We start from the raw sequence: 22,307 nt of genomic DNA on the forward strand, positions 1-22,307 counted from the left end.
GACTAGTCTCGCTGATGGTTCTAGCAGCGCTGGGCACGATTGCGTTGATGCGCTACGCGCCGGGTTACTTCACGGATGCTCGCGAGATGGACGCACAGTACGCCGGCAGCGCCAGAACAGAATTGCAGCTTGAGCAGGCGCAACACGGAACGTTCGCGCAGTTGACCCGCGAGCTGCTGGGCGGATGGATGCATAGAGATCTCGGACGCTCACGTCACTTCGATGTGCCGGTGACCGAGCTAATGACTCCGCGGCTTCGCGTGACGGGCAAGCTGCTGTTCTGCGGTGTCGCAGGCGGTTGGCTGCTGGCTTTGACGTTGGCGTTGCCCCTGAGTGCGCGCCGCACGGCTTCAGGAGAAGGAGCGATCGCCGCGCCGACCGCGCTCTTGCTGGCCATGCCGGTCGGCGCGCTGGCCACGGGATGCCTGCTCGCTGACTTCGGCGGACCCGTGCTCGTCCTGAGCACATTGATCGCAGTGCGCGACTTCAAGCTCATCTACCGTCTGCTCCGGCAAACCTGGAGATCACCACACTTTCTATACGCCCGCGCGTTGGGAGTCTCTACGCCGCGGATCATGCGGGTTCACCTCCTACCCAGGCTGACCAACGAACTCGTTGCGCTTGCGACCATGTCGTTCGTTCTCGCGCTCAGCGCAATCGTCCCGGTTGAGGTCATCTTCGACGTTCCGGGGCTCGGCCAGCTCGCATGGTCGGCTGCAATGAACCGCGATATGCCGGTGCTGTTGGCAGTGACGTTGCTGATGGCCGCGTGCATCGGCGTGGCAACGATGTTGGCCGAGCCAATCCAAAGAGCCGAGGCGATACCATGCGCATGATCGTCCTTGGATTGCTATGCGGGCTTGCCCTGCTTTCGGCAGGCGTCGTTCTCCACGCGCATGGCGGGTACGCCATACAGGATCGTGACTCTATCTCCACCGGCACCTCCGCAATGCACTGGACGGGCACGGATGATCTCGGACGCGATCGCACCGTTCGGGTTGCCGCAGCGCTCTTGCTGGGGCTCGCCGGGGCGCTGCTGGCATCGGCGCTGGCGACAACCATTGCGGTTGGGGTTGGCGTAACCGCAGCCTTTGCGCCGGAAGGTATCGCCAGCCTGTTGATGTACGCAAGCGATCTTTTCCTTACGCTCCCCTGGCTGTTTCTGCTGATGATGGTGCGCTCCTCCCTGCCGCTCACGATGCCTCCGCTGCAATCGGCGGGCGTGACGTTTCTGCTGCTGGCGCTACTGGGTTGGCCGGCTTATGTGCGCGTGAGTTACGCGGGTGCGCGAAACGTTCGCAACGCGGAGTGGATGCTGCAGGGCCGAGCGTCCGGGCTGCGAACGAGCCAGCTTGCAACGCGGCATCTGCTTCCGCATCTGCGGCCTCTTCTGCTGTCACAGTTTCTCGTCTGCATCCCCGCCTGCCTCGTAGCGGAGGCCAATCTGGGCACGCTCGGATTGGGCATCAGCGAGCCTTTGCCTTCCTGGGGCTCGATGCTTCTCTCACTGCAAAACTCCGCCGTACTTGCAAGCTCGCACTGGGTCTACCTTCCGATCGTACTACTGGTCATTGTGCTGCTGTTGCTTGAACTGCTGGTCTTCGAGGTCTCATGAAACGTCCTCTCAAAACGATATGGTCTTTGCCCTTAGTCTTGCTCGCCGGCCTCCAGCCTTCTTATGGCCAGCCTCCCAATCACGCTGAGCTGGCATGGTCTCTGAAGTACGATCCCAAAACACTCGATCCCGCGAAGGTAGACGATCAAGCCTCAGAGACGCTGCGCTTTCTCACCGGCGGCGTGCTCCTGCGCATGAACCGCCAGACCCAGGAGATTCAACCCGCGCTCGCTGCAAGCTGGAGCGTCTCGCCAGACGGCCGCACCGCAACCTTCCACCTCCGTGCAGGACTACGCTTCTCCGATGGCTCCGCACTGACGTCTGCTGACGTCGTCTCCACATTGAAGCGCGTTCTCGATCCCGCAACCGCCGCGCCGGTCGCTGAAGAGTTTCTGACACCCGCGCAGGTCACAGTGGAGGCGGTCGATCCATTGACGATCCGTATCCATCTTCCAACGCGCATCGTAGCGCTCGGCAAGATCTTCGACGAGATCGCCATCGAGCCAGCCAATCATCCATCCGCCAGCCGCATCACAGCCGGACCTTACACACTCGCGGAATACAAACGCGGCGAGTCACTCCGGCTACAGCGGAACCCCTACTACTACAAGCGCGATGCAGCAGGAGCCCAGCTCCCCTACCTCTCCACTCTTCACCTGGACATCCTTGCCAACCGAGAACAGGACCAGATGCGCTTTGTGCGCGGTCAATATCAATTGATCGACGGCCTGGCCGCGGAGAACTTCAAGCTCCTCTCCCAGGGCAATGCCGCCAACATGCATGACCTGGGCCCTTCGCTGAACACGGAGCAGATGTGGTTCAATCAGGCGGCATCCGCACCGATCCCTGATTACGAGAAGGCGTGGTTCCAGAGCCGCAGCTTCCGGACGGCGGTCTCGTTGTCCATTCATCGCGCGGACATGGCTCGCATCGCGTATGACGGCCATGCAACGCCGGCCAATGGCTTCGTCTCGCCCGCAAACACGATGTGGCACAACAACCAACTGAAGCCCATCCACGAAGACACCAATGCAGCCCTTCAGATGCTGGCAAGCGAAGGCTTCCACAAGACAGCAGGCCAGCTCGTCGACCGCACCGGCCACCCCGTGAAGTTCTCCATCCTCACCAACACCGGCAATCGTTCCCGCGAGAAGATGGCGCAGTTGATCCAGCAGGATCTATCCTCGCTCGGGATGACAGTGAACGTCGTCACGCTGGACTTCCCTGCCCTGATCGAGCGCCTGATGCACACGCAGAGCTACGAGGCTGCCCTCCTCGGTCTCTCCAACGTGGAGCCCGATCCCAGCTCCATGATGAACGTGTGGCTCAGCTCATCCCCTAACCACCAATGGAACCCGTCCGAGAAGAAGCCTGCGACGGACTGGGAGGCGGAGCTCGATCAGCAGATGAAGCTGCAAGCTGAGGCACCCAATCAAAAGGCGCGCAAGCTGGCGGTCGATCGTGTGCAGCAGATCGTGTACGACCAACTGCCCTTTATCTATCTCGTCTATCCCAACGCGCTCTACGCAGTCTCGTCCTCGCTGTCCGGAGTTGAGTTCTCGGTACTGCAACCCGGAGTCGTCTCCAACATCGACCAGATCCGCTGGAAAGACAGCAACGTAACGGACAACGCAAGGGGCAAGCATTGAACGACATACTCAACGTCCGGATCAAGGCCGGTTATGGCACCGAGCCCATTCTGGAAGACGTACAGTTTGACCTGCAGCAGGGCGAGCGGCTAGGCCTGGTCGGAACCAGTGGCGCGGGCAAGAGCACGCTGGTCCTCGCCCTGATGGGCCTGCTGCCCTGGCGGCGCGGCTGGATCAAAGGCGAGGTCGTGCTGGAAGGCGTCAACCTGTTGGCGCTCAATGAGCGTCAGGCCCGCCAGGTCCGGGGCAAACGCATCGCGCTCGTGCCGCAAAGTCCGCTCAGCGCCCTGAACAGCGCATTGAGTCTCCAGGCGCATTTTGAGGAGGCCTGGCGCGCTCATGAAGAGGGCGGTGGCAATCGTTTCAGAGCACGCATCAAGGAGCTGCTGCAGAAGGTCCGCCTTCCCGCCGAAGGACACTTCCTCAGCCGCAAGCCGGGCGAGATCAGTGTCGGCCAGGCACAGCGCGTGGTGCTGGCTCTGGCTCTGTTGCACCGGCCCTCCGTCCTGATTGCCGACGAGCCCACCAGTGCGCTCGATCCTTCCACCCAGGTCGAGATCCTTGAGCTGCTGCGGCAGAGCAATCGCGAAGACGGCACAACCGTGCTCTACATCTCTCATGACCTGCTCTCGGTCCTCCAACTGTGCGACCGCATGGCGGTCCTGCAGGAGGGGCGAATCGTGGAGTGTCTGCCGGTCGACCGCATCGAGGAACTGGCCCGCCATCCCGCGACGCTGGCCCTCTTGCGTACTCTGCCGGTCCCACCCAGCGTCCTTCGGAAGTATGCGGAGCGCAGGGTTGCCAGTCCGTCCACAAGTCAGGGATTGCTCCAGTTTCAAGCTCCTCAAGGTGCTGCCACACAGGCTTCGGTTTCGCCTGATAAGCCTTCCGGCGGCACCAATCCTTCAGGACAGCCCAGCGAAATAATTCCTTTCTCTCCCCAATCCGTGCGTCGTAGTACAACTTCCGCGTACTAGTGACCTTTGGTGGTTACCACTACGCTCAGAGGGTCAGGGGCAGTGCACTTGATCACGATCAAGCCCCGATGAGTCAGCGAGACAAAGCCTTCAAGATCCGGGCCACTCGCCCCGTGCCAAGAATCCTTCTGCTTCCGTGCAGCCACCCGAGCGGTAAGGGCGCCGGTTGCTAAACATAGATCTCTTATCTGGAATTTCTGGAGCACTTTCGTCATGACACGTCTGCCTAAATTTTTTACTTCTTTGATTCCTCTCGCCGGCCTCTTTTCCGTGCCGGCTCTCGCCCTTGCCCAAAACCCAAAGCTGTCTTCTGACCTGCAGGCTCTCCTGGCTCCCGCACCTACTCCCTCGGCTGCCGTCTCCAGGCTGGCTGTCCCTGCCGCTGCGGCAGTCAGCGCCAAGCCTTCCAGCATGCCGTTGATCATTCAGTACAAGGCCAGCCCCACGGCAACGGATACCGCGCTCATCAGCACGCTGCTCGGCACCGATGTCACCCAGTTGACGTCGATCAATGCGCTTGCGGCGACGCTACCGCTTTCCTCGCTCACCACGCTGACCAGCCAGGCCAACGTGACCTACATCACCCCCAACCGTCCGCTGGGCGCACGTCAGTCCGGCACCTCCGTGGCCCAGTACACGACGGAGCCCATCAACGCGAACGCAGTCTGGGCGCAGGGTTACAACGGCACAGGTATCGGCGTTGCAGTCATCGATAGCGGCATCAATTCGCAGGTCGACGATCTCGCCGGCAACGGCTTCATTCTCAACCTCTTCTCCCGCGTGGTCTGGAGCCAGAGCTTCGTTCCCACCGCTCCGTATGACGCCAACGACTACTACGGTCACGGCACGCACGTCGCCGGCCTCATCGCAGGCAACGGCAGCGACTCCACCGGCAAGAAGTACTACCGCACCTTCTCCGGCGTCGCGCCCAACTCTTACCTGATCAACCTGCGCGTGCTCGACGAGAACGGCCAGGGCTCAGACACGTCCGTGATCAACGCCATCCAGACTGCCATCAAGCTCAAGAACCTGCTCAACATCAAGGTCATCAACCTCTCGCTCGGCCGTCCCATCTATGAGAGCTACAAGCTCGATCCTCTCTGCCAGGCCGTCGAGCAGGCCTACCGCGCCGGCATCACCGTCGTCGTAGCCGCAGGCAACGACGGACGTGATCTTGCTCTGAACAGCGAAGGCTACGGCACGATCGAAGCCCCAGGCAACGATCCCTACGTGCTCACCGTCGGCGCCGTCAACACCAACGGCTCGGCCAGCATCCAGGACGACGTCATGGCCAGCTACAGCTCCAAGGGCCCCACGTTCATCGACCACTTCAGCAAGCCTGACCTCATCGCTCCGGGCAACCTGGTCAGCAGCCTCAAGTTCAGCAACGATCCCCTGGCCGTCAACAACCCCACCTTCGTCACGCTGAACTCCTCCTACATCACCAACGGCAACAGCAAGTCCTCCAAGGACTACTTCCCCCTCAGCGGTACCAGCATGGCGACGGGCGTCACCAGCGGAGCAGTCGCTCTCCTGCTTGACGCACAGCCGAACATGACACCGGATCAGGTCAAGGCGTTCATGATGCGGAACGCCAACCGCACCTACATGCCCGTGACCAGCAAGGTCACGGATCCCACCACCGGCACCACCTACACCGCACATAACGACGCGCTCACTATCGGCGCAGGTTACCTCGATATCCAGGCCACCCTGGCGGACGTCAAGGCCAACCTCAAGCGCATCCCCACGGGCAACGCAATGTCGCCCGTGGCCACCTACAACCCTGACACCAACACGGTCACCCTGGTGACGGATCAGACGGCCCTCTGGGGCGCAACCGCTCTCTGGGGCGCTTCCAATGTCTACGGAGCCAGTGCATTTGCCGCTCCCGTAGGCGGCCAGACGGCTCTCTGGGGCGCAACCGCTCTCTGGGGCGCGAACGATCCGGCAGCCTTCACCGCTCTCTGGGGCGCGACGGCTCTCTGGGGCGCTTCGTCACCTGCCGCACAGACCGCTCTCTGGGGCGCAACCACCGATGAGAGCAACGGCTCGACCGCTCTCTGGGGCGCTTCGACCGTCAACGGATCCACCGCTCTCTGGGGTGCAACCGCACCGTACGAAAACTAACGCACCTTCACCTGATACGGCTTCCTGTTGACAAGGCAGATGATCCAGCCGACTCGGCTCCGGAGACGTAACTCTAATCTGATACATTCGGGGCAGCCAGTTGACTTAAACTGGGTGCCCCGAATGATTTCCTCTCCTGTCTTCACATCCCGCCCCCCCGGCAAGTGGCGCACCCTGTGCGCTTCAGGCGCGCTCTATCTCGTTTCAGCGATCCGCACCATGAGCGCCCAAGCCCCTCCCCAGCCGAAGACGTCAACCTTGGCCGCTGGACTGCTGCAGATAAATCTTGCCTCCAACGCTCTGATCTCTGTCAGCTTCCTGGCACTCTCCGTCATCATGCTGGTCCTCTGGAAGCGCTCCGGCAAGAATCTCCCGCACCCCTGGGTTGTCGGGACCTTCGGCCTGTTTGTCCTGGCCTGCGCCTTGAGTCAGGCAATGCAGCTTCTGATCGTGCTGCATCCGCTCTCCTGGATGATCGGCACCATCGAGATTCTCACAACTGCGCTGGCGCTTTGCATCATCCTGCTTCTGCCCCGCATGGTTCGCGATTTCATCGAGCTCTTCCGCTCCGCCGGCCACAGTCAGCAGAACGAGGCTCGCTTCCTCGCCACCGCCGAAAGCAGCATGGACGCCGTCTTCCTGCTCGACGCAGTCCGCGATCCGGCTGGCGAAATTGAAGACTTTCGCTTTACCTATCTCAATCAGCGCGCGCAGCAACTGTTCAATATCCCGAACAACGATGTCGTCGTAGGAGCGAAGCTCTGCGAGCTTCTGCCCAGCTACCGCAGCGAAGGCTTCTTCGATCAGTACAAGCAGGTCGTCCTCACCGGCAAGCCAAGCACATCCGAGTTCTCCATCAAGGATGCGCAGATTAACGCCACCTGGCTTCGCTACTCGATCGTCAAGCTGGCGGACGGAATAGCCGTTGCCGCATCCGACCTCACAAGCCAGAAGGAGGCGGAGAATAAGATCCGCCACATGGCCCAGCATGACCCGCTCACCGGCCTGCCTAACCGCACGCTGCTCGACGATCGTATCCAGCAGGCCATCGAACGTGCCATCCGCTATCGCCAGAACGCAGCGGTCCTGCTGCTCGATCTCGACACCTTCAAGTCCATCAACGATACCTACGGCCACGCTGCCGGCGACGAGGTCCTGAAGACCGTCGCCGCCCGCCTTCGCAGCGCAGTGCGAGCCACCGACTCCGTCTTCCGCCTCGGCGGCGATGAGTTCGTCATCGTCCTCGGCGATCTCGCGACGAAGGGCCCCATCGTCGACTTCACCCGCAAGATCTTCGTCAGCCTCCTCCCGCCTATCCCCTGGGAAGATCAGGCGCTGAACATAAGCGCCAGCATCGGCGTTGCAAACTACCCGGGCGACGGAGCTACGCCTGAAGCCCTACTCGTCCAGGCTGACATCGCCATGTATCGCATGAAGCGCGGCCGCGCCTCCACGGCAGATCTTCGTTCCAGTCAAGGCGCTTGAAGCCTGCCGTCGATGTGTCGCAGGCGCTGATGTGCCCTGCCACAGTCTATGCGGAGCATAGACCTTGGCTATAAGTACATTTAAATTTACGCTGCCCGGCCAAGCGATAAATCAATAAATCTCCAGCAATTCCGTAGATTTACATAGATCTCTCCAAGAGATCTGACGGCAATCCATGCTTTGGGAACGGCATGCGGACAAGAAGAAAAACTATTGACATGAAGTTTTCCTCGCACTAGTGTTCAGACATTGCCGAAAAAGCTATTGCCACTCGTTCCGAACCGCGCTCCCAGCGGTGTTGCGGATGTGTAGTCCTACCTAACCTCAAACGGTTGTAGAGAAGCGGAACGGCCTTTACCTGGAACTTGTCAGCAGTCAGATACGAGCTTTGCTTCGATCTGTCGCAGTGCACCCGTAGTCGGAAATTTTCTCATCACCTGCTTTCTGAAAGCTGTCGTCGCGGAACCCTGAGATGGGGTGCTTCAGCCCATCTCGCTTCAAAACCGATTGATCCTCACCCACGCTGGAGGCTTAATGATTCTGAACGACCGCCGCTCACGACTTCTCTTCCTCGCATCGACCCCGATCATCGCAGTATCCAGCATGATGGCCCAGTCCAACTACGGCGCGGTGCGCGGAATCGTCACCGACGTCTCCGGCTCCATCGTGAGCAAGGCAGAGGTCACGATCACCTCTGAAGCGACCAAGCTCACCCGCACAACGACTGCAAACGGCTCCGGCGAGTATGTCTTCAACGCCGTCGACCCAGGTAAATACACAGTCTCCGTCAGTGGCTCCGGCTTCATGAAGACGGATGAGACAGGCGTGGTTGTTGACTCCGGCAATACGATCGCACTGGACCTTAAGCTGCGCATCGGTTCCGCGAACGACAGCATCGAGGTCTCAGGCGCAACGCCGATCGTAGACAACGGCACGTCCTACAACGGTCAGTTGATCGATGCGCAGAAGCTCCAGAATCTACCCAACCCCGGCCGCAACCCGTTCCTCTTCTCAAAGCTTGATAACAACGTAACCGCCGTGGGTGACCCCCGCTTCGTCCGCTTCCAAGACCAGAGCGGCTCTTCGACCATCTCCATCGCCGGCGCACCGCTAAGCTCGAACAACTACTCGATCGACGGCGTGCCCATCACCGACTTCAGCAATCGCGCCGTCATCATCCCATCCATCGAAGCGGTGGAAGAGGTCAAGGTCCAGGCCAACACCTACGACGCCGAGATCGGCCGCACCAGCGGCGGTATGTTCAACACTTCCCTCCGCGCCGGCTCCAGCACACTGCACGGCGTTCTCCAGGGCGAGACCCGCCAGACCAACTGGGGTGCTAACCTCTTCTTCAACAACCGCACGCCCACGACGGTCAACGGTGTCCTTCTACCGCAGACCCCACGCGGCGCGGCAGAGTTCTACAGCTACGTAGGCGCCATCGGCGGTCCGATCCCGCTCCCGCACATCCTGGGCGGCAACAATAAAACCTTCTTCTGGATCGCAGAAGAGGGTTACCGCCAGCGTTCTCCGTTGACGGCTTCAAACGCCTTCATCGTCCCGACCGTTCTTCAGCGCAGTGGAAACTTCTCTGAGATCGGAACGGTGACCGGCTCTGGGGCCGCGGCCGTCTGCGCCTCTGGCATCTGCATCAAGGATCCACTCACCGGTCAGTACTTCACCAACAACACAATCACTGCAAGCCGCATCAATCCAGTTGGGCAGGCACTCGTCAATGCCTATCCTCAGCCCAACACTTCCATAACAGCCTATGGAACACCTAACTTCAACGGCCAGGACACCCTTGGCGATCGCGCCGATGAGTTCGACGGCAAGGTATCTCACGAGTTCAGCACACGCTGGCTTGCAGAGTTTTATTACCTCCACTATGGCAGCAAGGAGCCAGGCGGCAATGCACTGACGACTGCTGCAGGAAGCTCCAGTTCCTATCTCCTCTACCGCAAAGTCGACGCCATCGGCATCCAGAACACGATCACGATTACGCCAACGACGCTGCTCACGGTAGGCTTTGGTTTCAATCGCTTCCCCAACAACACTTTGGATATCAGCAACGGATTCAACCAGTCCACGCTTGGCTTTCCGGCCAACTACGCAGCGGCCATCTCCAAGCCTGCATTCCCTGAGATCACGACCGACTCCGGACTCTCCCAGGAAGGCACTGCAAACTCCGGCCCTGCCGTCTACTTCTCCCGTAACTTCGTCGTTGGCCTCTCCAAGAGCCTTGGCAAGCACAGCCTGAAGACCGGCTATGTCTACCGTGCCATCAGCTTGAGCTTCACCAATATCGCCAATGGAAACGGTGTCTTCGCCTTCGATAAGACGCTCTCCGGTGCAACCGCCGCTGACATGCTCCTTGGCTACCCCACAAGCGGCTCTCTCGTCATCCCGGCTCCACTCGCCATCACGACCGCCTATCAGGCAACCTACCTTCAGGACGACTATCGTGTCACTCCCAAGCTGACGCTCAATCTCGGCATTCGTTATGAGTACGAGCCCGGCGTCCACGAGCGCAGCAACCACTACTCGGTTGGATTTGACCGCAACGCAACCTATAACGCCTTCAACTCCGGCGTCACAGCCAAGGGGGGCGTTGAATTTGCCGGACAGAACGGCTACCCAACCAGCACCGGCAACATGGGCAGCAAGTGGTCGCCTCGCGCCGGCTTCGCTTATGGTCTCACCCCCATGACCGTCATCAAAGGCGGTGCCGGCGTCTTCTACGCGCCGATCGTCTATAGCAGCACCCCGGCTTTGGCACCTGGTTACGTCGTGACGAACTCCATCGCCTCGCAGACAGGCGTTCCAACCATCAGCCTCAGCAATCCGTTTCCCAACCTTCAGACCAAGGCAACCGGCAACTCGAACGGGCTGAGCACAGGCATCGGAAGCACGCTCAACGTAATCGACCAAAGCCGCAGGGCTCCGCTCTATGAGTCCTATTCCCTGGCTCTCGAGCAGCAGTTTGCCGGTGGTATCGCTTTGAAGATCGCGTACGTTGGCGGTCACGCGCGGAACTTCTATAACGGCGAGAACATCAACCAGCTCCCCGATAGCCAATACGCACTTGGCACCGCGCTTTCCACCAAGGTCACCAACAAATATGCAGGCCTCGGCAGCTTCGGGACCGGTCTGGTCAATACCTATCAGACCCTTCTGCCATTTCCCCAGTTCCAGTCGATCACAGACTCGATCAGCAACGCCCGCTCCGACTACAACTCACTCGACGTCAAGATTCAGAAGAACTTCAGCAAGGGTGTCACCATCCTCGCTGCCTATACCTGGTCCTCCAACTGGGACAACATCTGGGGCGGCTCCAGCAGCAGCACGCTCAACCCCGGCAACAACGGCCCACAGGACGTCTACAACATCTCCAACGAATACTCCCGTTCCATCAATGACATCCCCCAGCGCTTTACAGTCGCCCTCACCTACGAGCTTCCGTTCGGCAAAGGCAAACAGTTCCTCTCCGGCGCTAACCGGCTTGTCGATGCGGTCGTAGGCGGATGGCGCTTCAATGACATCACCATCGTTCAGAACGGGTCTCCTCTCCCTCTGACCCAATCCACCAACTTCAACTCCTCGCTGGGAAATCTGACGCAGCGGCCCACAATCAATCCAGGCATTATCTCTGCCTGCTACACGGGCTCGCCGGAGAGCCGCATCAGCAGCTCGGTCAACAGGCCCTACTTCAACCCCAAAGGATTCACAACAACCCCCGCCTACGCTTACGGCAATCAGCCGCGTACCAGCAACTGCTACGGTCCTGGCTATCTCAACTCGGACCTCTCCCTCAACAAGGACTTCAAGCTGACCGAACGCATCCACGCAGAGTTCCGTGCTGAAGCGCTCAACGCATTCAACACACCAGAGTTCAACGCACCCAACGTTGCCGTAGACAGCAGCAGCGCAGGCCAGATCACCGGCACGCTCGGCTTCCCCCGCCTCATCCAGCTTGGAGGCCGCCTGACCTTCTAACTTCCCGCAGAGGCGAAATCAGGAGAAATAAGTTTATTTTCCAGTAATACTTGTGTTCTCCTGATTTCACAGACTCTGCAAAATTTGTAATCGCCCTGCTCTCCTTCAATGGAATCCTGATCTAGACCGAGCCGTCCCATCCCAAGACCAGCACTGCATCCTAACCGCGATCCAAATTCAACAGGAGTTCCTCATGTCCTCGCCCCTCAGCCTCCCCGGAGTTTCCCGCCGTTCCTTCATGCGCATGGCCTCGATCGCCGCAGCCGTCCCGGTCTTCACCGAAGCTCATTTCGCGCGTGCCGCTATGCTGCAGCAGGCAGCCAACCAGACCGTCACCACGGTCCATCACCCACGCGCCGCCATGCCTGCTGATGCGGTGCTCATCAACGCCAACGAGAACCCCCTCGGCCCCTGTAAGGCCGCATGCGACATCATCGCCGCCATCGCTCCCAAGGGCGGACGCTATGACATCGACGGCGAGACCGGCAAGCTCACCAAGACCTTCGCCGAGCAGAACAACATCCCGGAAGACCACATCATGGTCTACGCCGGATCGTCTGAGCCCCTTCACTTCTCTGTCCTCGCCTTCACCTCGCCATCCAAGAGCTTCGTCACCGCAGACCCGTCCTATGAGGCCGGCATGCGCGCCGCCATGGTCACCAAGGCCAAGGTCGTCAAGGTGCCCCTGACCAAGACCTACGCACACTCCCGCGACATGGCCACGGCCGATCCCAACGCCGGCGTCATCTACATCTGCAACCCCAACAACCCCACCGGCACCATCACCTCGCGTGAAGACATCGACTACATCCTCGCCAACAAGCCCGCCGGCTCGATCCTCTTGATCGACGAAGCCTACATCCATCTCTCGGATGGACAGTCCGCCATGGAGCACGTCGCGGCCGGCAAGGACGTCATCATCCTCCGCACCTTCTCGAAGATCTACGGCATGGCCGGCATCCGCTGCGGGCTTGCGCTGGGCCGTCCTGACCTGCTCGCCAAGATGCAGCCCTATGGCCAGAACGCCATGCCCATCACCGGCTCAGCCGCGGCCAACGTCAGCCTGCTGGACACGGACCTCGTCCCCACACGCAAGAAGATCATCGCCTCCACGCGCAACGATACCTTCGCCTGGCTCACCGCCAACAAGTACGACTTCATCCCCTCGCAGTCCAACTGCTTCATGATCAACACCGGCCGCAACGGCAAGAGCGTCATCACCGCCATGCAGCAGGAGAAGGTATGGATCGGCCGCACCTGGCCCGTCTGGCCCAACACGGTTCGCGTCTCCGTCGGCACACCCGCCGAGATGGCAAAGTTCAAGGTCGCCTTCAAGAAGGTCATGGACGCACCCGCAACCGCAGCGAACGTCATGCACGATCACGCCAACGATCTCAACACCCGCTACCTCTCTTAATCGAGAGCAAGCAGCAAAATAGAGAAGCCCCACTCATTGAGTGGGGCTTTTCTATTTGTATCGTCCGTAGTTACTTACCTTTGACGGCAATCACTTCAATCTCAACCAGCGCCCACGGTGCCGCAAGCGCAGCCACCTGGAACGCGCTGCGTGCAGGCTTGTTGGGCTGATCTTTGGTCCCGAAGAACTGCAGATAGCTCGCCTGAAGTCCTGCAAAGTCGAGCTTGCCGCCCTTCTCCGGATCGCCCCCCAGGAACACGCTCATCTTCACCACATCCTTCATATCGAGCCCCTGTGCCTTCAGCAGCGCCTGAATCTTGTTCAACGCGCTGAGCGCCTGCGTCTTGGTATCGCCATAGACAGCAGCCTTGCCCGTCGCAGCGTCCGCCGGGGTCACCGGGCTCGCAAGCTGTCCGCTCAGGTAAAGCGTGTCACCAGCCCAGACACCATCGGCAATCGCAGACTTCTCGTTTGGCTGCAGATGCTTCACCGTAACCTGCGCTCCTGCTCCAACACACGCAGCGCCAGCCAGCAGCGCCGCAGCAAAACTCATTCCAATCTTCATCGTCATACCCTCTCTCTTTCGTCGCCTAAGCGCGAGCAGCCTTTACCTTATCGTTGATCAGACCCACAGCCCGCAGGCTGCTGAGAGCAGCGCCTTCCTGCCACGCCACGATGTGGCTCACATGGCAGCCCGCGAAGTAGATCGGCCCATCCGGCTGGATCAGCGTCTCATAGCCTTCGTTGGTTGCAGTCGCAGCCCGCTTCGTCTCAGTCGGTGTACCGGTGCGAGTAATCGTCGCGGCCGGTCCACGTCCCTGGCCAGGGCCATACGCGCGAATCCACGAGCCTTCGTTGTACGGGATCTTGCCCCAGCCAACATAGATCGGCTTCTCGAGCTCCTTGCCATGTCCCGGGTGCAGCCGCTCGATGCTCTTGCGGCTTTCGACCAGTTTCTCCGGCATCGCCAGCTTGCCAAACGGCGAGTTCGATTCATCCGTATAACCGCTCACCACAACGCCACGCTCAGAGAACATATTCGCGCTCGGGAACCAGATCGGGCTGCAACCGGTATTCACAAACTCCAGGCCGCCATAGATGTTGTAGTCCTGCTCCCAGAACCGCCGGCTCTCCCAAGCCACCTTGTACGCGCTCGCGTAAGTACACTCCTCGATGACCTTCTTGTACGGTGCCGCAAAGTCATTCGGCGTCTTCTTCAGGATCGTCAACGGCATCGCGCAGATGCAGTAGTCGGCTTCGATGAACTTGGCCACACCCGTCTGCTTATAGCCGATCTTCACGCCTTTGCCGCTCTTGCGGATCTCGGTCACCGGGCTGCTGTACTGCACCGTATCGCCCAGCGCCTTCGCAAACGCATACGGAATACGATCCATGCCGCCCACAGGCTGGAACATCGTCGCCTGCATATCGAACGTCTCTTCAAACAGCATGCCGTTCCAGAACGATTCATCCAGCAGCGTATGCATATCGATCGGATCGCTGGGCTCACCCACCTGATCGCCGGCGCCCGGCAGAACCTTGTAGCCCGCACGGTCGCCGCCCTTGTACTTACCCGCGTCGTCCAGCGACCCATACGTCCGCAGGAAGCTCAACATCTTGTCGCGGTCCGTCTTGTCCATCTCCTGATCCAGCGCACCCTGCTTCATGCACTTCATCAGCAGTTCGCTCACATGGCCGCGCGTATCGTTGATCGCCTGCCGCTGAATCACCGGCTTGCCGCCGTTAGCCGCATCGTTCTGCAGGAAGCTTGACCGGGAGGTATTCACCTCAACCTGAAGCTCAACTCCCAGCTTCTTGCAATAGCCCAGAATCGTCTTATGCACGGACGGCAGACGAGCCGGCCCGACGTTCTGGTAGTGTCCCGCATCGAACTCGCACGTCTGCGTCGTGCCATCGGTGAAGGTGATCTTGTCGCCTCCACGCACGCTCCAGTTGCGTCCACCCGGACGCTCCCGCGCCTCCAGCACCGTACACTCGTACCCCAGCGCCTTCATCTCATACGCAGCCACCAGCCCGGCGATTCCGCCGCCCAGAATGACCACCTTCACGCCATTCCCGGTGCCCGGAGCCGCGGCAAAGTTCGGTGCCTCCAACGCCTTGGCCGGCATCAGTCCCAACGACTGCATCGCGATCATCGTTGCGCTGTATCCACCCGCCTGACCAACCCGCGTCAGAAACCCTCGTCTCGTGATTCCCATTCCGTCTATCCTCCTGCAACCTGTTGAAGACATCACTATGCCGATCGTCTGAGTCTCGATCGAACACACGTCTCCGCGCACACGCGCAAAAGCGTCGCGTCCGGGAGCTGGAACCTGTAGCCAATAACCAGTGCTGAAGCAGTTGATGAAGCGGCGTACGCGGGATACACCTGTGGCTCACCGTTCAAAGCGGGTTCGCTTCGAACATCAAAAAACCAAGGCAAATTGTGGAGCCGTTGTCAGGAACTTTATCGTAATACGCCCTCAATGTCACGCATATTTCACATACCAACGCCGCACGCGCCGCTCTCATCTCCTGCGCGCATGCGCCGATAAGAACGAAGAGCCTCACACCAACGCACGCTGCCGGCTCCATCTCTTTGATAAGAAAACGCTAGGCAATCCCGGCTCCACTCTGGTCCTTCAACTGCATCGACTAAAGTCTCTACGACCTCTCGCTGCGACCTTTCGCAAGGAGCGCCTCCCGTGTTTCGCCTGTGCCCGATCCTTGTCCTCCGCAGAACCCTTCGAACTCGCCTCCTGCTCCTGCCGGTAGCGTGCGGCGCACTCGTCTGCCAGGCACAAACCTCCCACCCTCTCTTCCCAAAGACCTGCGTCCCGCTCCAGGCAACCCAGCGCTCCGTCGACGGAGTCTTCACAGCCCAGCCCTATGAAGAGACGGCCCTGATCCAGTCCGCACTCGATGCGTGTCCCGCAGGTCAGTCCGTCGAGCTCACCCCCGCACCCGGTCCGAACGCGGGCGGGCGGCAGAACACCTTCCTCACCGGCCCACTCACCCTGCCGCCCGGCGTAACGCTGCTCATCGACGCAGGCGTCACCGTCTACGCCGCTCCCAAACCAGACGAAGCCCGCCCAATCATCACAATCGCCCCATCCCCCATCCCCGCCGGCCTGATGGGCTTCGGCATCCTCGACGCACGCGGAGCCTCCCCCACCCTCATCGACGCGCAAGGCGCACTCACCATCTTTAAGCTCACCCTCCGCAACGCACCCGGCATCACCGTGCGTTACGCCTCCATCTCCGGCCTCCACATTGAAGGGGCAAAAATCGCCGGAACGCAAGCCATCGTTCTCGCCCCGGACGCAGCCAAAGTCGAAATCCTCCACTCCACCATCTCAACCGCAGCAAACCTCCCCACCATGACCGGCGAACTCTACGCCACCGATCCCACCACCAGCCCCGCCGAAGCCCTCACCACCAAGAGTCCCATCACCCTCAGCGCAGTCCTCATCCCACCCGATCCCACCTTCCCCATCGCAGCACCCGGCTCGCAGGTCGTCTTCTACGATGGCCCCATCCAGCTCGGCACAGCCTCCATCAGCGACACCCTCGCCCAACTCACCATCCCTCCCCCCGCAATCGGCACCCACCACCTCACCGCCTTCTACCCCGACGCCAACCTCTCCTTCGGCTCCGTCACCATCGTCGTCCCACAGATGACCCTCGAAGCCACCGGCACCACCGTCTACGCCCGCGCCCCCATCACCTTCACCGCAACGCTCGATCAACCCACCGCCACAGGCAGCATCACCTTCACCGACACCGCCACCCCACTAGCCCAATCCCCCCTCTCGCAAGGCGTCGCCACCACCACCACCAGCGCCCTCACGGTCGGTCCCCACACCATCAACGCAACGTACCCCGGCGACACCTCAGACACCCCCGCCCAGAGCCCGGACCTCCCCATCCAGATCGACCCCAACCCCACCATCACCGCCCTCACGCCCCTCACCACCGGCCAGCCCTACGGCACACCCCTCACCCTCACCGCCAACATCCTGCCCGCCGACGCACCCGGCCTCATCACCTTCCGCGACACCACCACCCAGACCCAACTAGGTCAGGCCCCCGTCTCGCAAGGCAAAGCCACCCTCACCAACATCACCAACCTCTCCGTAGGTACCCACACCATCACCGCCAGCTACCCCGGCGACACCGAAGACCTCCCCTCCATCAGCGCGCCCGTCACCACCATCGTCACCGGCATCGCCACCACATCATCCCTGTCCGCCACCCCAACCACCACCACCTACGGCACCCCCGTCACCCTCGCAGCCTCCATCACCCCCGCAGCCTCCACAGGCACCATCACCCTCACAGACTCCCTCACCGGCACCACCATCCAACTCCCCCTCAACAGCGGCACTGCCACCTACACCCCCACATCGCTCCCCCCCGGCACCCACGTCTTCACCGCCGCATACTCCGGCGACGCAACCCACGCCCCATCCTCCAGCCCCTCAATCGCCATCCAGGTCAACCGCATCCCCACCTCCACCCTCCTCACCGGCCTCCCCGCCACCATCCCCCAAGGCGCTCAGCCGATCCTCACCGCAACCATCGCCCCCACCTCCGCAACCGGCATCGTCTCCTTCCTCGACGCAAACTCCGGCCTCCTGGGCCAGTCCACCCTCACCAACGGCAGCGCCACCCTGCCCCTCCCACCCCTCAACCCCGGCCCCCACACCATCACCGCCATCTACAGCGGGGACACAGACGACACAACCTCAACCAGTCCGTCGCTCACCACCCAGGTCCCTCTTAACCCCACCATCCTCGCCCTCGCCGCCCCCACAACCATCACCTTCGGCGACACCCCCACCATCACCGCAACCGTGACCCCCACCACCGCAACCGGCCTCATCACCTTCACCGATTCAACCACCGGCCCAATCCCCCCCGCCCTCCTGGCAAACGGAACAGCCACCACTCGCCTCCCCATCCTGCAACCCGGCAGACACATCCTCACCGCCACCTACTCCGGCGACCCCGCCGACTCGCCCTCCACCGCCCCCCCAATCACCCTCACCGTCCTCCCCGCCGCCAGCACCACCACCCTGTCCCTAGCCCAGAGCAACATCCCCGCCGGAGTCCCCGTAACCTTCAACATCCAGGTCACCTCCGTCCCCGCAGCAAACCCCTCGGGCCAGATCGTCATCCGAGGCATCGCCCCCACCGGCCCCATCACCTTCGCCACGACCACCCTCACCAATGCCTCCGCCGCCCACGCCTACGCCACGGTCTCGATCGATTCCACCCCCCTCGGCCTCGGTACCTTCACCGCCGTCACCGCCTCCTACGCCGGAGACCCGGACGACTCCCCCTCAACCTCCACCCCCACCACCTTCCAGATCATCCCCACCCCCGTCGCCGCCACCCTGACCCTCTCGTCCAACCAGATCCCCATCGGCACCCCCATCACCCTCACCGCCGCCCTGACCTCCCCGGCTCAGCCCCCTACAGGCACCATCACCTTCTATAAAGACGGCCTGGCCATCGCCACCATCCCCACAACCAACGCCACCGCCTCCACCACCCTCACCCCCCAAGCCCTCGGCACCGAGCTCTTCACCGCCACCTACACCCCCACCGGCCTCTTCGCCGCCGCCACCGCCACCCCCCAGTTCCTCACCGTCACCCCACCGTTCTCGCTCGCCCTGACCCCCACCACCCTCACCCAGACAGCCCCATCCTCCGCCACCTCCACCCTCATCATCACGCCACTCTCCGGCTACTCCGGCCCCATCACCACAACCTGCGCCGTCCCCCAGCCCTACTTCACCTGCACCATCGACGCCCCCGCCCCCCTCGCCAACTCCACCCCATCCATCGCCGTCATCCATCTCGCCGTCGCCGCCAACATCCTCCCACCCAAAACCGCAAGCCTCACCCTCAAAACACCCTTCACCATCACCCTGGCCCTCCTGGCCCCCATCTTCTTCCGCCGAAAAAAACACCTCTGCCTCCTCGCCCTGACCTTCCTCTCCCTGTCGATCACCGCCTGCGCCCCCGGCACCTTCTTCGATATCCCCCTCGGCTCCAACGCCATCCTCCTCACCGTCCGAACCCCCACCGCATCCATCTCCACCACCCTCACCGTCAACATCACCAAGTAAACCCGCTACAATAGGTGCAGGCGAACTCGCGCCGGCCGCCAAGCCCGCGCTGTTCCAAAGAGCCTCGCCCGCAACAATGCCTATCGGAAAGCTGACGATCGAACTCTCCATCCCGCACGCCCAGTCGCTCAAGGACCGCCGGCAGGTCGTTCGATCGCTCAAGGACAAGCTTCGCCACGCCTTCAACGCCTCGGTCGCCGAGATGAACGAAGGCGGCACCCTCTGGAACCAGGCCACCCTCTGCGTCGCCGTCATCTCGAGCTCCACCCAGTCCGTCGCGCAGCACCTGGAGTCCATCGACAAGGCAGCCTCCCGCATCGCGTCCACCCTCAGTGCTGAGATCGCGGACTCCTACGCGGAGATCCTGTCAGACTAACGTTTTACGGAAGAAGAACACCATGCCCGAACATCGCGCCAGAACCTACCACCGCAACCGCGTCGCCCAGTCCTTCTCGGAGGAGATCGGCGCCATGCTGGAAGGCGAGCTCTCCGACCCTCGCATCTTCCCCTCCGTCGTCACCGAGGTCGTCCTTGCCCCCGGCGGCAAGTCCGCCCGCGTCTTCGTCGCCGTCACCGGCGGTGAAGAAGAGGAAGCCTCCACCCTCGCCGCCCTCACCACCGCCCGCGCCTTCATCCGCTCCCAGATCCGTGAGCGCATGGGCGTTCGCCACGTCCCCGAGCTCTCCTTCGCCATCGACCGCTCGGAAAAGATGACCGGCCGCATGGAAGAACTGCTGGACCGCAACCGCAAGCGCGAGAAAAAACGCGCCGCAACCGCCCAGCCAGAGCAGCCACCCACCCCTCCAACCACCCCGGACCCTGCCTGAGTCCGGCCGATCTCACCCACTCGTCATATATCTGTCGGAACGCGAGTCTGTTAGCCTTGTCTCGCTCAGGACAAACTCGCGTCCAAGCTAAAACTAAGCATTGAACGAAATCCCCCAACCCGCAGAGTCACCAGACCCGAACCCAGCCGGAACCGGTGAGCCGCAGCACCAAGCCCGCGCAGCATGGCTGCGTCACATCCTCGATCACCCCTTCGTCAAAGCTCCCGGCGAGATCATCGTCCTCTTCGGCGTAGGCCTCTTCCTCCTCCTCTTCGGTCTCATCCCCCACTTCGGCGGCGACCAGATTGGCCTCGTCGGCGCAGACGAACCACGCTACGCCCAGGTCGCACGGGAGATGCTCACCGCGCACGATCAGGCCTGCGGCGCCGTCCACGCCACCATGTTCCCGCGCAGCCTCCGCCTGCAGGATCTTGAAAACTCCTACCACTGCCTGACCTCCGGCACCGTGACGCCGATCCTCTACGGCCAGCCCTGGCTCGAAAAGCCCGCCCTTTACTACTGGCGAGCCATGAGCTTCTTCCGCGAGTTCGGTGTCTCAGACTGGTCCGCCCGGCTGCCCTCCTTCTCCGGCGCAGGCTTCCTCGTCCTGCTCATCTTCCTGCACATGCGCCGCTTCCGACCCGGCGGCCATCTCGACGCGGCCCTCATCACCTGCTCCTGCGTCGCCATCATCTCCTTCTCTCGCGGCGCATCCACCGACATGCAGCTCGCCGCCCCCTTCTGCATCGGTATGCTCGGCTGGTACGCCTGGTATGAGACCGGCAAGAAGTTCTGGCTCTTCGACCTCTACTTCTTCGGAGCAGCAGCCACCCTCGCCAAGGGCCCCGTAGCGCCGTTCCTCGCGCTCGTCATCATCTTCCTCTTCGTCGCCCTCCGCCGCGAGTGGACACTCCTCCGCCGCACCATCTGGCTCCCCGGCGTCATCCTCTACCTGGTCATGGTGCTGCCCTGGTACATCGCCGTCCAGCGCCGAAACCCCACCTTCGTCCGCCAGTTCATCCTGGAACACAATCTGGAGCGCTTCGCCACCAACCGCTACCAGCACCACCAGCCCGTCTGGTACTACGCCGTCGTCCTGCTCATCGGCCTCATGCCCTGGACCATCCTCGGCATCCGCGCCCTCATCGACGCCATCCAGATCTCCATCGCAGAATGGCGAGTCCGCCGCAAACGCGTCCGTTACCTCGGCCACTCCCGTGCCGGCGACGCCTTCCCTGAGTTCCTCGTCCTCTGGGCCATCTTCCCCATCGTCTTCTTCTCCTTCTCCGGCTCCAAGCTCCCCGGATACATCCTCCCCTCCATCCCGCCGCTCACCATCCTCACCGGCGACTACCTCTACCGCATCCGCCGCACCGGCCTCCCGCCCTGGCTCCGCTGGTCCCACGCCGTGCTCTGCGCCATCCTCGTCTTCATCCTCGCCCTCGCGCCCCAGCACATGAAGTACGAGACCCTGGTCCCCTCGGCTCCGTGGCTCATCGCCGCAGGCCTCTCTGCCGTCCTCATCGCGATGCTCGTCTCCTGGGCCATCCGCCGCTTCGGCATCGCGCAGGTCCGCAACGTCACGCTGGTCCCGGTCATCGGCTCCCTGATCTTCCTCCTCGGCTTTGAAGGCCACGAGCTGGACCTCAACTACTCCGCCCGACCCCTCGCCCAGCAGATCGCCCAGTATGCCCCCGCCGGCACCACCCTCGCCGTCCTCGCAGTCAAGCGAGACATGGACTACGGCCTCGCCTTCTATCGCAACCAGCAGCCCATCCACTACGGCCAGGACGGCGTCCCCGCCCAGGAGCACATCCTCGTCGTCCGCAGCAACGACCAGGCAGACCTGGACCGTTACCTCACCGGCCGCATCTATAAGCCGCTCTTCCTCTACGAATCCCAGGGCCTCGAAGTCTACAAGGTCTACGCCCGCACCACCCCACCCCCGGCACCCATCCCAACCCTCACCCTCCCGGACACCACCCCATCCGACTCCGACTCGACACCACCCCCCGACACCTCAGACGATCCCGAACCCAGCAAACTAGACTAAGCTGTACCCTGCGCCCGCTAG

Annotated in this window: 14 protein-coding genes; 12 read left to right on the plus strand and 2 right to left on the minus strand. The window is 61.8% G+C overall.

All coding sequences use genetic code 11. The annotated features are described in order from the left end of the window. Positions 1-14 precede the first annotated feature (14 nt). The 8 genes from ACIX9_RS14440 (at position 15) to ACIX9_RS14480 (ending at position 13,269) form a co-directional block, all read left to right on the plus strand. Entirely contained in the window at positions 15-836 is an 822-nt protein-coding gene (locus tag ACIX9_RS14440) for an ABC transporter permease subunit (RefSeq protein ID WP_157477581.1), read from the plus strand. Further along, entirely contained in the window at positions 827-1,615 is a 789-nt protein-coding gene (locus tag ACIX9_RS14445) for an ABC transporter permease subunit (protein ID WP_013581232.1), read from the plus strand. The genes ACIX9_RS14440 and ACIX9_RS14445 overlap by 10 nt, the downstream gene beginning before the upstream one ends. A 26-nt stretch (positions 1,616-1,641) precedes the next feature. After that, the gene (locus ACIX9_RS14450) at positions 1,642-3,264 is read left to right on the plus strand and encodes an ABC transporter substrate-binding protein (RefSeq protein ID WP_157477583.1); all 1,623 of its coding nucleotides are present in this window, start codon (positions 1,642-1,644) and stop codon (positions 3,262-3,264) included. After that, entirely contained in the window at positions 3,261-4,241 is a 981-nt protein-coding gene (locus ACIX9_RS14455) for an ATP-binding cassette domain-containing protein (RefSeq protein WP_013581234.1), read from the plus strand. The genes ACIX9_RS14450 and ACIX9_RS14455 overlap by 4 nt, the downstream gene beginning before the upstream one ends. A gap of 213 nt (positions 4,242-4,454) precedes the next feature. Continuing rightward, the gene (locus ACIX9_RS23920) at positions 4,455-6,371 is read left to right on the plus strand and encodes a S8 family peptidase (RefSeq protein WP_013581235.1); all 1,917 of its coding nucleotides are present in this window, start codon (positions 4,455-4,457) and stop codon (positions 6,369-6,371) included. A gap of 123 nt (positions 6,372-6,494) precedes the next feature. Further along, positions 6,495-7,856 carry a GGDEF domain-containing protein gene (locus ACIX9_RS23925; RefSeq protein ID WP_013581236.1) on the plus strand — a complete coding sequence of 454 codons (1,362 nt, stop codon included), beginning with the start codon at positions 6,495-6,497 and terminating at the stop codon, positions 7,854-7,856. Between the two features lie 534 nt (positions 7,857-8,390). Further along, entirely contained in the window at positions 8,391-11,852 is a 3,462-nt protein-coding gene (locus ACIX9_RS14475; RefSeq protein ID WP_013581237.1) for an outer membrane beta-barrel protein, read from the plus strand. Positions 11,853-12,045: 193 nt separating this feature from the next. Then, complete coding sequence (locus tag ACIX9_RS14480) at positions 12,046-13,269, plus strand: pyridoxal phosphate-dependent aminotransferase (RefSeq protein ID WP_013581238.1); 1,224 nt, start codon at positions 12,046-12,048, stop codon at positions 13,267-13,269. A gap of 70 nt (positions 13,270-13,339) precedes the next feature. On the opposite strand, the gene ACIX9_RS14485 is transcribed toward ACIX9_RS14480, so the two are convergent. Both ACIX9_RS14485 and ACIX9_RS14490 read right to left on the minus strand, forming a co-directional pair. Beyond that, positions 13,340-13,840 (minus strand): RidA family protein, encoded by a 501-nt coding sequence (locus ACIX9_RS14485; RefSeq protein WP_232298724.1) that lies wholly within the window; start codon positions 13,838-13,840, stop codon positions 13,340-13,342. A 19-nt stretch (positions 13,841-13,859) separates the two neighbouring features. After that, positions 13,860-15,488, minus strand: coding sequence for a flavin monoamine oxidase family protein (locus ACIX9_RS14490; RefSeq protein WP_013581240.1), 1,629 nt, complete (start codon positions 15,486-15,488; stop codon positions 13,860-13,862). 486 nt (positions 15,489-15,974) lie between these two features. Here ACIX9_RS14490 and ACIX9_RS27415 point away from each other — a divergent pair, with 486 nt between their 5' ends. The 4 genes from ACIX9_RS27415 (at position 15,975) to ACIX9_RS14515 (ending at position 22,286) form a co-directional block, all read left to right on the plus strand. Continuing rightward, entirely contained in the window at positions 15,975-19,406 is a 3,432-nt protein-coding gene (locus ACIX9_RS27415) for an Ig-like domain-containing protein (RefSeq protein WP_013581241.1), read from the plus strand. Positions 19,407-19,482: 76 nt separating this feature from the next. Beyond that, the gene (locus tag ACIX9_RS14505; RefSeq protein ID WP_013581242.1) at positions 19,483-19,782 is read left to right on the plus strand and encodes a DUF503 domain-containing protein; all 300 of its coding nucleotides are present in this window, start codon (positions 19,483-19,485) and stop codon (positions 19,780-19,782) included. 22 nt (positions 19,783-19,804) lie between these two features. Continuing rightward, positions 19,805-20,233: a 30S ribosome-binding factor RbfA gene (gene rbfA, locus ACIX9_RS14510; RefSeq protein ID WP_013581243.1), complete on the plus strand. Its 429-nt coding sequence runs from the start codon at positions 19,805-19,807 to the stop codon at positions 20,231-20,233. Between the two features lie 100 nt (positions 20,234-20,333). Then, positions 20,334-22,286 carry an ArnT family glycosyltransferase gene (locus tag ACIX9_RS14515; RefSeq protein ID WP_013581244.1) on the plus strand — a complete coding sequence of 651 codons (1,953 nt, stop codon included), beginning with the start codon at positions 20,334-20,336 and terminating at the stop codon, positions 22,284-22,286. Positions 22,287-22,307: the final 21 nt, after the last annotated feature.

Source organism: Granulicella tundricola MP5ACTX9 (assembly GCF_000178975.2).
In the GTDB taxonomy this organism is placed as follows: Bacteria; Acidobacteriota; Terriglobia; order Terriglobales; family Acidobacteriaceae; genus Edaphobacter; species Edaphobacter tundricola.